Annotated in this window: 10 protein-coding genes; all 10 read right to left on the reverse strand. The window is 43.0% G+C overall.

The window, feature by feature from the left end; genetic code table 11:
• Window positions 1-53: 53 nt before the first annotated feature.
• Complete coding sequence (locus M23134_RS16405) at window positions 54-3,317, reverse strand: lantibiotic dehydratase (RefSeq protein ID WP_002698086.1); 3,264 nt, start codon at window positions 3,315-3,317, stop codon at window positions 54-56.
• Between the two features lie 81 nt (window positions 3,318-3,398).
• Complete coding sequence (locus M23134_RS16410; protein WP_002698089.1) at window positions 3,399-3,776, reverse strand: hypothetical protein; 378 nt, start codon at window positions 3,774-3,776, stop codon at window positions 3,399-3,401.
• 184 nt (window positions 3,777-3,960) lie between these two features.
• Window positions 3,961-6,864, reverse strand: a complete 2,904-nt coding sequence (locus M23134_RS16415) for a triple tyrosine motif-containing protein (protein WP_082226587.1) — start codon at window positions 6,862-6,864, stop codon at window positions 3,961-3,963.
• A 13-nt stretch (window positions 6,865-6,877) separates the two neighbouring features.
• On the reverse strand, window positions 6,878-8,200 hold the full coding sequence (locus M23134_RS16420; RefSeq protein WP_002698093.1) for a serine hydrolase domain-containing protein: 1,323 nt from the start codon (window positions 8,198-8,200) through the stop codon (window positions 6,878-6,880).
• Between the two features lie 54 nt (window positions 8,201-8,254).
• On the reverse strand, window positions 8,255-9,544 hold the full coding sequence (locus M23134_RS16425; RefSeq protein WP_002698094.1) for a lanthionine synthetase LanC family protein: 1,290 nt from the start codon (window positions 9,542-9,544) through the stop codon (window positions 8,255-8,257).
• A gap of 65 nt (window positions 9,545-9,609) precedes the next feature.
• A complete protein-coding gene (locus tag M23134_RS41190; RefSeq protein ID WP_002698096.1) occupies window positions 9,610-9,786 on the reverse strand; it encodes a hypothetical protein in 177 nt (58 codons plus the stop codon).
• 495 nt (window positions 9,787-10,281) lie between these two features.
• Entirely contained in the window at window positions 10,282-10,773 is a 492-nt protein-coding gene (locus M23134_RS16430) for a hypothetical protein (protein WP_045113725.1), read from the reverse strand.
• Between the two features lie 76 nt (window positions 10,774-10,849).
• Window positions 10,850-12,703, reverse strand: a complete 1,854-nt coding sequence (locus M23134_RS16435; protein WP_002698101.1) for a serine hydrolase domain-containing protein — start codon at window positions 12,701-12,703, stop codon at window positions 10,850-10,852.
• Window positions 12,704-12,854: 151 nt separating this feature from the next.
• Window positions 12,855-13,148, reverse strand: a complete 294-nt coding sequence (locus tag M23134_RS16440; protein WP_002698103.1) for a GIY-YIG nuclease family protein — start codon at window positions 13,146-13,148, stop codon at window positions 12,855-12,857.
• Window positions 13,149-13,420: 272 nt separating this feature from the next.
• The gene (locus M23134_RS38320) at window positions 13,421-14,785 is read right to left on the reverse strand and encodes an ATP-binding protein (protein WP_075164035.1); all 1,365 of its coding nucleotides are present in this window, start codon (window positions 14,783-14,785) and stop codon (window positions 13,421-13,423) included.
• Between the last annotated feature and the right edge of the window lie 17 nt (window positions 14,786-14,802).

Below are 14,802 nucleotides of genomic sequence, written 5' to 3' on the forward strand. Positions count from 1 at the left end.
CTTGCAACACCAACAGGAAAAGGGCAGAAGCAAAGCATCAGCTGCTTATTTTATCATTCCAACCTCCAATACCCCCACATCTCCTCCAGCCTTTGCCCACTGGCAAAAAAGCGGTTATTAAACATGTGGATGTAGCTACCAAGCAGCGAACGGAGTTGAGCCTCACTTGCCCCGTGTTGTTGCAGGTTGGCTTTTATTTGTTGGGCGAGTGGTTTTTCCTGGTCAGTAAGCTGGATAAATGCCCACTGGTGCTGCATGTTGAAGTCTTCGGGCAGTGCTTGCTTTGCCAACGCCTTTTTGAGGCGTTGTGCCTGGGGGTGGACATCCAACCCAAATTCGCGGCTAAAGTTTGTTTTGCCTTGGCTGGTGATTTGTTGGCAGGTTTCTTCAGGGAGGTCAAAAGCCTGCAACAGGGCTTTGATGCGTTTTATGGCAATTGCAGACTTGAGGGTGTCGTTAGCGGCTTCGTCATTGGCAAGTAGAGCCAAGGCGTGGCATACAAAATCACTGTCTAGGGCAAACCATTCTTCGCTTAGCGCCATATTATAAGGCAGATAACGGTTCAGTTCACGTTGGTAGGTATCGGGTACATAGTGGATAATCTTTCCCTGGTTTTTTAACTCTAGCAGCTTTTGCGAAAATGCTTGCACTATCTCGCCAAATTCTTTGGGATAATGTTTGATGTGCAGTCGCCAACGCAAATGGGTGCCGTAGTCCGGGTCGGTATAGCGAATAAAAAACCACTGGTCAATGTGCTCCGAATCTCTCAACTCTTTGCTCAACGGGTGCAGGTCTTCCGCGATCAGGCGATCACTGCCCAAGGCACCCAAGTAAATTTTAAAGTATACCCACTCGCTGCCAAAAGCAAAGTTCTTTTGTATACTTTGAGGCAGGGTTTGGGCAGCAAGCACAGGGGCTTGCTTATGGCTTGGTGGGGTAGTATTAATGATAGGAAAAATCATTTCATTGCTATAGGGCTGGCTGGGCAGGTCTTGTTCTATTACTTCTTCTAATACCAGTTCTTTACGGTCAAACACCTTTTGCAAAAATACTCCTATGCTCAAAGGGTGGGCAAAATCAATGTAGAGCTTATTGTCTGCTTCTACCAAAAGCACCGTTTGAGGCAAGCGCAATTGTTGTCTGAGCCTTTCTATTTTGTGAGTCCAGGTACTGACGGCATGCAAATCTTCTTTTTTCTGTAACTGTACTGCTTCCAATACCTTATAGCTCACCCGCCATTGCCTTGGCGATAGAATCAAGCTGTCATCGTAAACCAAACGGGGCAAATAGCTCCTTTGCTGCCAGCGCTGCGCCCTAAAAAACGGGGGCAACTGGCGGTACTCTTGTTGGTATTGCAAATCGCACAAAAACTTATAGAGCGGGTGGGCATTGTGGGCGTAGTTATGGGCATTGCTCATCCGGGGTACTACTTGTTTGTTTAGCTTACGCGAGTGCAATACCAAACGTTTGCTGTCAGGCGTACTCAACCATAAATCGGCTACGGGTATTTGGTGAGGCGTATTCGTGTTTGCCCCACCCAAGGCAATGCTGTACTCACGCAACCGGGGGCGGATGATCACATTGCCCACCCGTTGCCCTGGCAAATGGTCTACTTCGGCATAAACTACCTGGTCGTTGTCGGGTTCTACCTGAGCAATGGTGGCACTGAGTTGTTGCTGGAGCAAGGGGCTGCCATAACAAAACCTTCCTAAGAGGTTGCCCACCACGGGACCACTGGCGTGGTAGAGTTGAAAACGAAAATTACGGGGAGTGCCTTGTTTGGGGTTGTGTTCCAGGTCATCGGGTGCCCGGTAAAGCAATTTGCCCATCGCCACCATCGCCGGAGGTAAAGACGTTGGTTTTTCTTTGGTTGGTAACTGGCTTGCCTTCAGGCTTTGTACTTCGCCTTTGCTCAAATGTATTTCAGCCAAGCCCATTTGTAAAGCCTCTACATATTTTTGTTCCAGCAGCGCATCCAGTGCCGAGGTTTGCCCTGCCTTGGGATCAGCGGCTTGTGGCATTGCCCCACCTTCGCCAATCACTACCCCCAACTCCTGCAAATAGGTGGGTAGTGCTGCTACCCGTTTGCCATAAGGGTAACCCAAGCCCGTTACTTCATCCATGGCGGTAAGCAAGGGCACCGCTTCGTTTTCGTAACGCTTAAAAAAAGCCTGGGCAAAGGAGGTAAGGTCTGTTTTGGGAGGAGGTGTTTCGCCTACGTGGTCTATCAAAGTCTCTATTTGTCGCACCAGATGACGGGGCACAGTTTTGCTCAGTTCCAGTCCGTTTTCATCCCTAAAAGCATCTACCTGGATAAGTTCTTTTTTAGACACAGTTTTTTCGTTGGGGTGGGCAGTAGTGCCTGTCTCTTGTGTCTGATAAAAAGGCTGGCTGCTTAGGTAGTCTACCAGTTGTTGATACAACCCCAGGCTTTGGGCAGGGTCAGGCGTGGCATCAATGAGTGCCAACTGCTTACGAATGTGCCCAATGATTGGTAAGTATTCGTGGGCGGCAGGTACTTGCTCTACGCTGGTGTGCAATTGCTCCAGGTATTCGGCTCCATTCAAGCTGGGGTACAGTTCAGAGATAAGCAAGTGGTGACTGGTCAAATACTCGACAAACTCGCGGCAGTCTGCTTCGGTGAGTTCGGGGTCTGTCATCAGGTAGGCAATCATTTCGCCTATACGCATACCACCCGCTTGCCCGCAGGCAGTAAACAGCTCCCAGGCTACCTCATGGTATTCCTTCGACGAGGCAACGTGTTGCAAGGTTTGCTCATCAAAGAAAGAACACAGCATATCGTCGCCATTGCGATACAGGGTGTTGTTAGGAAAGTAACGCAACTGCTCCCTTATTTTTGGTTCGGCTTCCAGGGCGGCTCTGAGCCTAAGCAAATACACCATGTCCAACCGCGACGAGGTACGCATGTTGCCAAGCTTATCCAGCGCCAGGCTGCTGTGTCTTTGCAAACGAAACTCGCCCACGGTAACCGCAGCAAATGTACCAAAGGGGGTACAACGATAAGCCGCCCTCGCCAAAAACATCCACAGCTTTTGCTCCAGGTTTTGCAAATCTTTGCGCTGCTTTTTATTGGGTGCAGGGAGTGCTGCCAAAGTGTGCCAACGATCTAACTGAGCAAACAAATCAGGGGAGGCAATGTACAAGGCTTGTTGCAAGGCTGGCAAGGCATAGACGGCTTGTAGGTGTTGGCGTACCTGCCCTGTGCCTTGGGCAACTCCCACCGGAAGCTCCAAATAGCTGCGCTCCAGCAATGGGGTACGCAAGACATAAAAATCACCTGGTTCGAATGTATTCACTTGCTTAGTTTTTTAGTCAGTAGTCCAGAGTCCTTAGTTGGTAGACTATAGTTGTTTCGAGTCTGTTCGTAATTCCTAAAGCTACTTCTTCACCGCCTCCAGCACCCCCAACTTGCGCAGCTTACAAGCCATCACCGACACCGACCGATTAGTAGTTCGGAGTATTTTGGAGGTTTCCAACGGAGTCATATTTAGTTGAAGGCAATAGCCAATTTGCCACATTAGTTTGCTTACTTTCCCTTGGTCAAGCATCTCGCCTATAGTAGTTACAAACTCAGGATAAAGCGTTTGTACCCTTTGTTGTACCGCAGCAAACTTGCCTTTGGAGTTTATTTCAGCCTCTACCAAAGTTTTAGCCTGTTCTACCTCATTTTTTTCCAGTGCTTCTCTTATTTCATATAATCTGACAATGCTATCCGTCCATTCTTGAATGGGGGTGTAAGGGGTGTTTAAAGACATATTTTTTTCCCTCTTTATTTTATAGTGATAGTTACGTTGTATGATGGTTGAATTGTCCTATGGTTGAGCAAAACCAATTCGTCATTAGCCAAGGTAGAACTCCCTCTGGTCAGTTTGTAACCTAGTCTGGAGTCGGTATACCATAGTTTTAAGCCTCGCTTTGCGCCTATTCGTAATTAAAAAACTATGCTTTCTTAATCGGCTCCAATATCCCCAGTTTACGCAGCTTAGTACCATGCACTGACACCGAACGATTGCTAATAGATAGTGTCTCTCCTGTTTCCATGGGCGACATCCCCAATTTAAGGCAATGCCCCACTTGCCACACCAATTTGGTTACTTTCTTATCAATAAAAGCCTGGTCTATGGTTTCGGCAAAGACCGGAAACTCCTGATGAACCTTTTCCCGCACAATGGCAAATTCATCTACTCCTTCTATCTCGTTGCCAATCATCCGCTTTACTGCCTCTATGCCTTTTTCGTTGAGCGTATTACGCACCTTTTGCAGTTTGTTGGCAGCTTCGGTGGCTTCTTGCATATAAATCTTTACTTTTTCATCCCTTTCTTCACGCAGGCGCTGGTTTGCCTTGGTAAGTTCTTCGTTGGCAATTTCTATGGTTTCCTTTTGTACTTTTATTTCTTCGGTACGCTCTGCCACTACCAGTTCCAGGTGTTGATTGCGCAGGTAGAGTTTACGGCTACGATAGCGGCTATAACCATAACTACCCCCAATGAGCAAAGTAAGCCCGGCGAGTACATACAAAGCATAAGCCCAGGCAGTACGGTGCCATGGCGGGAGTATGGTAAAGGTATAACTATCTACCGAGCTAATGGTGCCGTAGATGTTTTTACAACGCACCTTAAAAGTATAAGTACCCTCGCGCAGGTGAGTATATTCTTTCTTTTGTTCGGTGCTCCAATCCGACCAATCGTCGTCAAGCCCAATGAGCTGGTAGCTATACAAATTACGCTCATAAGCCGCCCAGCTATCGCTGGCGTAGGTAAAGGTAAGGGTGTTGTGGGGGTAGGGGAGTTCCAGTGTTTTGGGCTGCCTGGTAAAGCCGTGATAAATGTATTCATCTTCAAATTTTTGGTTGCGGGTAGAATCTTGTATTTTTTTCTTAAAAGACACCTCTCTTACAAAGGCTTTGAATGGTTGATTGTATTCCTTCTTCTTACTATGGTCATACTCTATAATCTTATCTTGACCAATGAGTTCAATAATACCATCACCTCTTTGATATAGCCAGGTAATATAAGCATCCCCAATTCTTTTGAGCCCATAAGAATTCATAGCGTAACTTTGAGGATTCTCCTTGTTCAAAATGACAGGAAAACTTTTTGTTAGCCCTTCCCTAAGCATTACGGGGCTGATAAGGTACTCTTTTTCGTTGATTTTTAAAAAGTTAGAAAAAGCTTGGTCATAGTTACCATACTTGTTTTTTTTAAGCCCCTTGATATTTCTACTAAACCCTTCGGCAATGCCTGTTTTATGGTTAAAAACAAATAACCCCCTGGCATTGATAATGTACAGCTGATCATTATGTATCTCTAGCCTAAAGTCGTATCGTACCTTATCGTCAAATTTTATTTGATCAATTCTAAAGTTTTGTATTCGTTCTTTGCCCATCTCAAGCTTGATCCTGAAAAACTCGGTTTTGGTAGAATAGAAAAGGTTTTGTTTGTATAGAATGGAAGCAAATATGCTCTTGTTGCTTTTGAGTTTTCTTTCCGCCAAAAGCTTGAACTTTGTGTCGAAGACCTTGAGCCCATAAGACCCTATTACCCAAAACATACCTTTATCATCATTACCCTTTTGAAAAAAGATATTTTGAATATTGCCTTTCAATATTTGGGTAGGTTGCCAGGTTTCTTTATCTAATGCATATAAGCCTTTTTGGGTACAAACAAAGTAACGCTCATTTTGCAGCATAACGTTGTGTATATAACCCAAGCCTGCAATGGTTTTGCTTGGTTTTCGGTTTATCGCCTCAGAAACGTTGACTTGTTTGCTACCTTGAATAATATCAAACCTGACCCCTGCTCTTTGGTAACTCTTATATATTTTATTGGTATTTTCTTTCACCTTCAAATCAGACCGTAGTTCCACATATACCACTCCGTTGCTGGTTCCTAACCAAACATTACCTTGTTCATCAAAAGTAAAATCATGCAATACCAATTGGTTGAAGTTTTTAAGAACCCTTGCTTTTTTAGTGAGGGGGTGATAAGTTAATAAACTACTGCCCACAACCAAATAAACAACTTTATCCTTAAGTTTTGCTATGAATATGTCTTCTGTAGAAGGAATTAGTTGAGTCAATTGTTCAATTAATTGGAAGTGTGTTCGCTCGCCTTGTTGTAGGTAGACTTGATTGCTATCGTTGATACCTATTGCCAATTGGTCATCGAGTCTTTGGTAATACCTCAGCCTAAAGCGGTTGAAAATGGTGGTGCTTTGTAATACCCACCGAGTACCACGAAGCAGATAAACCTCCCCACTTTGCTTTTTAGCGTAGATTTGACCTTGATCTTTAAAATAAGTAACTCTAGCATTGAGATTGCTAATAGGGCTTATAGTAGTTTTGGTTTGGCTAAGTTTTTCATAGATTACCCCACCAGATGATTTACCCAGGTAATATACTTTTTCATTGGTTTGATATATTTTAACCAACCCACCACCAAGCTTTTGTTTATTTTCTGTTGCGCTAATGATACTTTTATAAGCTATAGAATCTCCTTGGATGTAAAACAAGCCACATTGATTACCTCCACCTATATAGTATTTGTTATTTGTTTTCTGATCGGTCACCAGCCTATCAAATTTGGCAGGCAAACGTGATAGATTATCCAGAGGGTGGTGTCTCCATTTTTTTCCTATAAGGTAATTTATTCCATAGTAGTTGGCAGTAATAATTATTTTACTATTTCTGTATTCTATGATATCATAACAGTGTTTTGCTAGAATCTTATGTTTTTTATTGGTGTGGTGGTTGATAAAAAAATCACTAACTTCTTGTCCCCAGGAAATGTTTATGTTTAAAATAAGTGAAGCAAACATCATAAATACTATGTTTTGGGATTTCATAGCTAGTCTTTTATTATTTCTGTTGATCGGAATTTATTTTATTCAGTAGATTGCCAAAATTGCCTTCGGAAACAAACTGAAATGTAAGACCAAATAACTTGCTTGCCAATACTCTAGCGTTACTATTCTTTTGCCCTCCCATTGTTGTCATCATAATTATTCCAACTGAATGTTTTTTGTTAAACATAAAATTTGAGCGAGCAAAATTTACCTTACCACTATGCCCGTAACTTACATTGTTACTTGTTTTACTATCTCTTCTACTGACTCCCAAGATTCTATAACGGCTAATTTTTTTATCAATCAACCCTGTAGAAAACTGTTTTTCATTGGGTTGTTTTACCGTTATATTATAAATATATTTATCTAAAGTAGCTTGTTTAAGTACTTGTTCATATTTATACTTCCTAGGTTTATACTCTCTAAACCTAAAAAAACGCATAAACTTCACCATGTCTTCGGGGGTAGATTTAATTCCCCCATTGGGACCTAACATACCTTGGGAAACATTCCTGTTGTTGTTATAAAGCTTCAGCTTACCAGTTTTTTCATCAGGAAACCATCCATACAAGGTTTCTACTTGTTTTACTCTATTTTCAGGCACTTTATAGTAGGACGTATTCTTCATCTTAAGTGGGGCAAAGATGTTTTGCTGTACATATTCTCTAAATCCCACCTTGGTGACCCTTTCCAGAATAATTCCAAGTAAGCTGTAGCCGCCATTGTCGTAGCTGTACTTTGCTCCAGGGCGTCTTTTTTGTTCAGTATATTTTAGGTAAGGAATAAACTCTTTGATAGTGGCAAAACGATCAGGTTTCCCCAGCTTTTTCATCCGTTCTTTTATGTCTTTACGAGACATTAAATAACCTTTTCTGATGCTGATGCCTGCGGTATGGTTGAGCAGGTGGTAAATTTTAACGGCTTGCATGCCGCCCAAGCTGTCTACTCCTTTGCCTACTTCGGGCAACCATTTGGTGATGGGGTCTTCCAGACTTATTTTATTTTTTTCTACCAGCTGGAGCATGCTCACCGTCATAAAAAGTTTAGACACTGATCCCCAACGATGGATAGTTTTGTTGTTGAGTTTCTGTTTTTTCTCAATATTAGCATAGCTGTTCGTTTTTTCAGAGATTACCTTCCCCTTGTATACCAGCGCCACGTGATAAGGAAAGTCGGGTTGTTTGGCTTTTACAAACTCTTTGAATTTGTCTAGTTTATGCCACTCCTTTAGTAGATCTTTTTTGCTGATGGTTTTATCTTGTGCACTTAGCTGTAAAGGAAGGTGAATGGTTAAGAGTAGCGCTACAAATAGCTGATAAGTTAATATTTTTTGCATAATTAAATTAGTTTCAATGGTTTTGTGTAAGGTAGTGGGTTCTGAACAATGTTGTTAGATAAATATGCTTAGCCAAGGTAAGTCACCTTCAGTACATTGATGTTGCTCCAGCAAATAGTAACTTAAAAGGATTAAGCCATAACCAGCTGCTCCATTGAGCAAACCACTCATGTAATCCCAACACATTACTCTTGTATCATTTACATAATCAACACTGCAAACTTTCATCCCTAAAAATGGTTCATTCCAACAAATATTGTTCATCGCTTGGTTTAGCCAATACTCATAAGCTTCTTTGAATTCAATATTACCAAACTTTCGGTGCAAGATATAAAAAATAAAAAATACCCCCAGAGTACCATGGCACATTCCACAATCTATATTTTTGCCCTCCTGCCAAATATTAGAATCTTCTTTCCTGATTTTGCTTAGCGCAGAGAGTATGGTAATGGCTTGTTTTTCAATGGTATTGTCTTCCAGTAACTCGCTTGCCTTGGTCAAGGCAATACATACCCCTAAGCCCCCATTGCACCAGCTCAAGGTATGGCGGGTAGAAGGTTCTACAGCTTGATGTACCGAAAAGTAGTTTTGTAAATTGACGTGAATATGGTTGCCTTCCTCAACAAGCATGCGATGGGTAAGAAAATTACAGGCTTGATGGATAGTTTGTTTTATTGCAGACCGAATATTTGGGCTAATAAAGGCTTTCCCTTCTTGGCAAATGGCAGACAGTGCCCAAATATAACTTGCCTGTCCGTGGGCAAGCCCTACTGATACTACATCTTCGTGTAGCTTTGGGCTCAGCCAGTAGGCTTCTTGTTGGTCAGTTAATATAACAGAGGCGTTTAATACTGCCTCCAAACCTTGGTTGACTGCCCGCTCAATGGCAGCCTTTGTTTCGGGGTTTGGCATAGTCCTATGAGCTCTTCCTAGTATCAGTAATTTGCCTATGAGCCCATGTAATAAGTCATAATTATGGTGTTTGAGGTCATTTTTGGTAGACTCAACAATCACTTTTGACAGTTGTTCAATGTACTCATCCAGTTCGTCATACACGCCTTGTTTTTTCAACACCAACAATAACCATAAAACCCCTGCATACCCAGAAAGTGCCGCATTTTGCTCTAGTTTGTCTAGGTTGTTTAAACTGTATGATACTTGTTCAGTCATTTGTTCAAGTATCTCTTTTTTTTTAAATGCGTGGTTCTCATAGCGGCAGAATAGTTCAAAGAATAGAGTTAAACCAGGCACTCCTCCGTAAATGTTTACTCTTTCTTTATTAATATCTAACAAATCATTCCAATTGATGTCTGAATATATTTTTTTTACCGCTTTTAAGACCATTGATGTTTTTTTATTATAATGATAAATAAAAAAGTCAAAGCTTTTACACTTTGACTTTACTTGCCTTATTGTGCTTGCGAAGGAACGTCTGTTTCTTTTGCATTGGGTTGGCAACCTTCGCAAGCTGCACAGTTTGTTGCTATTGATTCTCCACCTCTGATAACGTTCATTTCATTCTCAGATAAAGTCAAATTCTTATTCCAATTAGACTTAATGGTTAGTTTGTTTTTCTTATTATCCATAATACTAAAATTTAAAAAATATGATTTATTGTAGTTGAATGTGTAACAACTATACTGCCTGATGAGCAGCACTTGTCTTTGTTATTGATGATGCAATATTACGCCTCGATGCAAGCTAAAGCCAAATACTACACGTTAAAAAGCGTTAAAGGCTACTTTAAAAGGCTTATAATTATATATTATATTTATATTTTACTATTGCGTTTTGTGTTTTTATAAAAACAAACAAGTGAAACTACAGTTCTTTTTTGGATCACCTGCTTTGCTTTCGGAGGTTTTTTTGTATTATTTGAATGTTTGCTTCTTAGTCATGCTGAACGCAGGTGAAGAACCGAGCTTGCGAGTCCTTAGATACCGATGTCTATCGGTGCTCAACGTAGCTAATCTGGCTTTAGCTTCACACCAGTTCCCTCACGTGTTCGGGAAGACTTGAGTACTAGTCACACTGAACGCAGGTAAAGCATTTGGCACTTGTTCGGGAGGTGCTTTTGCCCCTCAATCAGGGTCATGATAAATATTGGTATTTACCTCTACCCGTTGCGCCTTGCGTGCCCTTGGGCTCACCTTAAGCTTATCGCCCAGTGCTGCCTTTAGTGCTTTGAGCAATACCGCATATTGTGCCTCGCTCAGTTGCACCAGGTAGGGCACCGTTTCATCAGGTAGGTATAGGGTAAGGGTAGGCAACTCCCGCCCTCGTTGGGTAAGCCTTGCCTCGTTGATGTGGTGCCAGTAAAACAACTCATAGTCTATGCTGATGCCTTCAGAACGTAGCACAAACCGATGACTTGTGCGCCCCGAATGCCAAACCGCAAAAATAGCGCATACCACCCCCAGGGCAAGTATCCACCAGGCATCATATTGCCAACCATCCAGGTTATCGGTGTACAAACTCAGCAGCCAAAGTGCACCGGGTACCAGAGACAAACCCAGTAACATCCAAATGATTTGTTTCCAGATATTGTATTTGAGTACAGTTTCTTGTTCCATAGTAGAAGCATTTATTTTATTCAACTAGTCGGGTTCTTTAACAACAAAGTCAAAGAACCTTGACTAGTATTTAAAGTTATTTATAGCGCTTTGCTATTTTACTCCAGCTGACTTCACCTGAGTCTATTTTGATGTTTCTGAGTAAATACCTGAGCTGATTATACAGTACAGAGAAGGTAACTCTTTCGGGTGTTTCCTTTTGTCCACTGGTATTTATCATCAGTATAATGCCATAAGGAACCTTGGTTTCTTTTCTAAAAATAAAATTAGATAAAAAACCATGAACACCCCCACTATGCCCCATCACTTCGAATTGGTTTTTTGTACCCTCGTTTGCCAATATATTGAAAAAGCCATTTACAAAATAAAAACCGTATTGGGTGGTTTTATAAGTTTGGGTATACTGAGTACTGTCTTGTAAGTTGAGGTCAAAATAATGTTTTTCCAGAACAGTCCTTGGCAATACTTTTTCGTAGCGTTTGAGATACTTTGTTCTTTTTCTAAACTTCAAAAAGTCCATAAACTTAAGCATGTCTGCTACCTTGGCTTTCAGCCCTCCATTGGCTTCTCTGATCCCTGCACTTTCATCTGGTCTTCCCGTAGATACTTTTCCACCTTTCTTATGACGATATGAGGTGCCAAACAGGTTTTGCAGTTTTTTGGGTGTTTTGTCATAGTGAGCGGTGCTCATACCCAATGGTTTCAAAATATGTTGCTTGATGTAGGCGGTATATTTTTGACCTGTTGCTCGCTCTATGACCATGCCCAACAGCGAATAAGCCCCATTGTTGTATTGGTACTTGCTCCCTGGTCTAAACTTCTGCGAGGCATATTTCAAAAATGGCTTGATTTCTTTCGAATTTGCCACTCGGTTTTCAAACTCAGGAAACTTGTCTGCAATGGCATTGTACACTGGCTTGCGGTCATAACCGCTGTTATGGTTGAGCAAGTGGTGTATTTTAATGGCTTGCATGCCGCCCAAACTGTCTACTCCTTTGCCCAACTCAGGTAAATATTTGGTAATGGGGTCGGTCAGCTTGATTTTACCCTTTTCTACCAATTGTAAAATGGCAATGGAAGTAAACATCTTAGAAATGCTCCCCCAGGCGTGTACCACATTGGCAGACATGGGTAGTTTTTTCTCGCGGTCTGCCATCCCATTACTTGCCTCCCGAATAATTTCACCTTGGTGCACCAGTGCCGCATAAAAGCCAAAATGGGGTACTTTTTGTTTAATCGTATCTACCACTTTTTCAAACTTTTGCCACTCTTTGAGTACATTGGCTTTGTTCATTTCAAAATAAATACTGGGTTTTCTTTCTTTGGGAGGGTAAGCCCGCGTAGCTACTTTTGCTAAAGGTTTGTCGTCTACGTATAGCCTCAGGTTGTCTATCCACATTTGCCCTTGTTGGCTGGTGAGCAACCCACCCACATGTATTTTAAGGGCATACTTAGAGAGGGGCAAGTTTACCTTATACTCTTGCCAGTCGTGGGTACCGTTAATTTTTCGTTTTCGCATATTATCAAAAGCCAAAGAAGGTTCACCTTCTTCACCATCTATGCGCATCCAAAGCCCGGCATGACCATCTTTGCCCACGTTTTTTAGCTTCATATAGCCTCGTAGTTCTATGGTTTTGCCCTGGTATTTGGCTGGTATCACATAGGCACAAGCACCAAAGCTTTTGTTAGCAGCATTAGCATCAGGTAAAATAGTCAAAGCATATTTACCCGTTTTTACGGTTTGCGCATCTGGTTTTACAATATAACCCTTGGCTCCTCCATAACTAAAAGTCATGTCCCACCCTTCAGGCTGTTTGGTTTGGGCGTTGAGTTGCTCCATATCCAAATTATAGTTTTGCTTCGTTTGAGCACGTGTTGTACCCGCCCACAACATAAGGGCAAGGCTGCATAAAAATAGTCTATTAATCATTGTATTGAATTATTATAAAAATTGCTTGGTAAAGTTTATATTTTATCTGCCTCACTTGTTTGGCATGACTAGTGGCCGCTACCCTGTGTCATGTTGAGCCTCAGTGAAACATCTGGTAGAGAACGACTTATTTTATCAAAACCCTCGCTTTTTAAATCTCATCGTTCAAAAATATCCATTGTGGATTTTCCGCATCGATAAGGGCTTCTTTTTTCTCTCGCCTCCAACCTTTCAGTTCTTTTTCTCTATCTATGGCATCCTGTGGTGTATCAAAACGTTCCCAATAGATTAGGTGATAGCAAAAATACCTTCCCGTAAAAGTTTTAGGGTTCCCCGCCTGACTAGCGTGTTCCTCCAAACGCCTTACAAGATCATTGGTTACCCCAATATACAAGGTGGTTCGCTTGGGGTTGGTAGTGATATAAACAAAGTAATTGCTGTTCATTTTTTTATGTTTTTTTTAGTCATGCTGAACGCACGTGAAGCATCTGGCGTTGATCCCCTTGCATTGGCTCTAATAACAGTGCTTGACACTCACTTTATACCAGTTCCCTCACGTGTTCGGGAAGACCTGTACACTCGTCATACTGAACACAGGTGAAGAACCGAACTTGCGAGTCCTTAGATGCCGATGTATATCGGTGCTCAGCGTAGCTAATCTGGCATTGATTTTATACCAGTTCCCTCACTTGTTCGGGAGGACTTTAGTTGAAGTTGCTACCCCTGTAATTCCCGCAAAAACAAACGATGCGCCTTGCCATCAAAATAACCCCGCTCGGCACTGAACCAATGTAAGTAGGTGCGCATATCTTCGGCACTGATGTAGCGGTCACGTTTGGCGGTGGTCTGCATCACGCAATACTGGTAAAACTTCTCAATCCAGGCGGCGCTCACTGGAGCAGCTTCGGCAAGTTCGCGCCAATTGCCTGCGCCAATGCGCGGGTCAAGCTCCAGCGTGTTTGCCTGCCCAAAAAAGTGTTGCCACAAACGGCGGCGGGTACCTTCATCGGGTTTGCTAAAAGTCACGAGCGAATCAAATCTTCGTTCAAAAGCCGCATCAATCGCTCCTTTGTGGTTGGTCGCCAAAAAAATCATCCCCTGGTACTCTTCGAGTTTGTAGAGCAAATACGCCACCTCCTGGTTGGCGTAGCGTTCGTTGCTGCTGCCTGTACCGCTGCTGCGTTTGCCAAAGAGGGCGTCGCCTTCGTCAAAAAACAAAATCCAGTCGTGTTGTTCAGCAAGGTCAAACACCTGACGCAGGCGCTTACTGGTTTCTCCTACATACTTGTCTACAATGCTCGACACATCTATGCGGTACAAGGGTTTGCCTGCGGCTTGCCCCAGCAGGGCGGCGGTCAGGGTTTTACCCGTGCCCGAAGGTCCCGCCATCAGCAAACGATAGCCTTTAGCTCCTACCACACCCGGTTGTTGGCGCACTTCGTCGTAGTGGCGCACCCATTTGCGGGCTTGATTGAGCAAAATCCCCGTTTTTTCGTCCATCACCAGGTCGTTCCAGGTTCTGGTGGTGGTGAGTAAGGTAGCCGGAAACTCCGCCCCGTATTGGGGCTGCCAGGTTTCTTGGGTCAGTAGTTGGCATTGGTAACGAGGGCTAAGCTGTAGCACGGTGTCTATAGCGGGAACAGCACGAGTAGCGGGCAAGGCAAGCACTCCCAAACGACGCAGGGTGGTCTGAGGCAAAAACAATTGCCAAACAGGAGATTGATCACTAGCCGTTTGCCCGCCCAACAAAAAGAGCACTGTGCCTATAGTAGCCTGTAGGTATTTAGTGTGGGGAATTTGCCTCAAGCCCAAGCTACTGATGGCGGGTTTCTCGAACCCTGTTTCTATAGCCGTATCTAACAATATATCCCATATTTCGGGGGCGCTGGCATTGGCTAAAGCTATAGCAATGACAAGGCGTTCGTCGGGGCTAAAAGGCAATAGCCATTCATCTTCAGGCTCTAGCAACATAGGGCACTGGGGCAACGCTTGAGGCTTGGCAGCTTGTTGACAACGCTCCATCATGTAGCTAATGAGCCATTGTAGGTCTGGGGGATATGTTTTGATGTCGATTAAGTGCATGTTTGGGTTAATTTTAC

Source organism: Microscilla marina ATCC 23134, assembly GCF_000169175.1.
Lineage (GTDB): Bacteria > Bacteroidota > Bacteroidia > Cytophagales > Microscillaceae > Microscilla > Microscilla marina.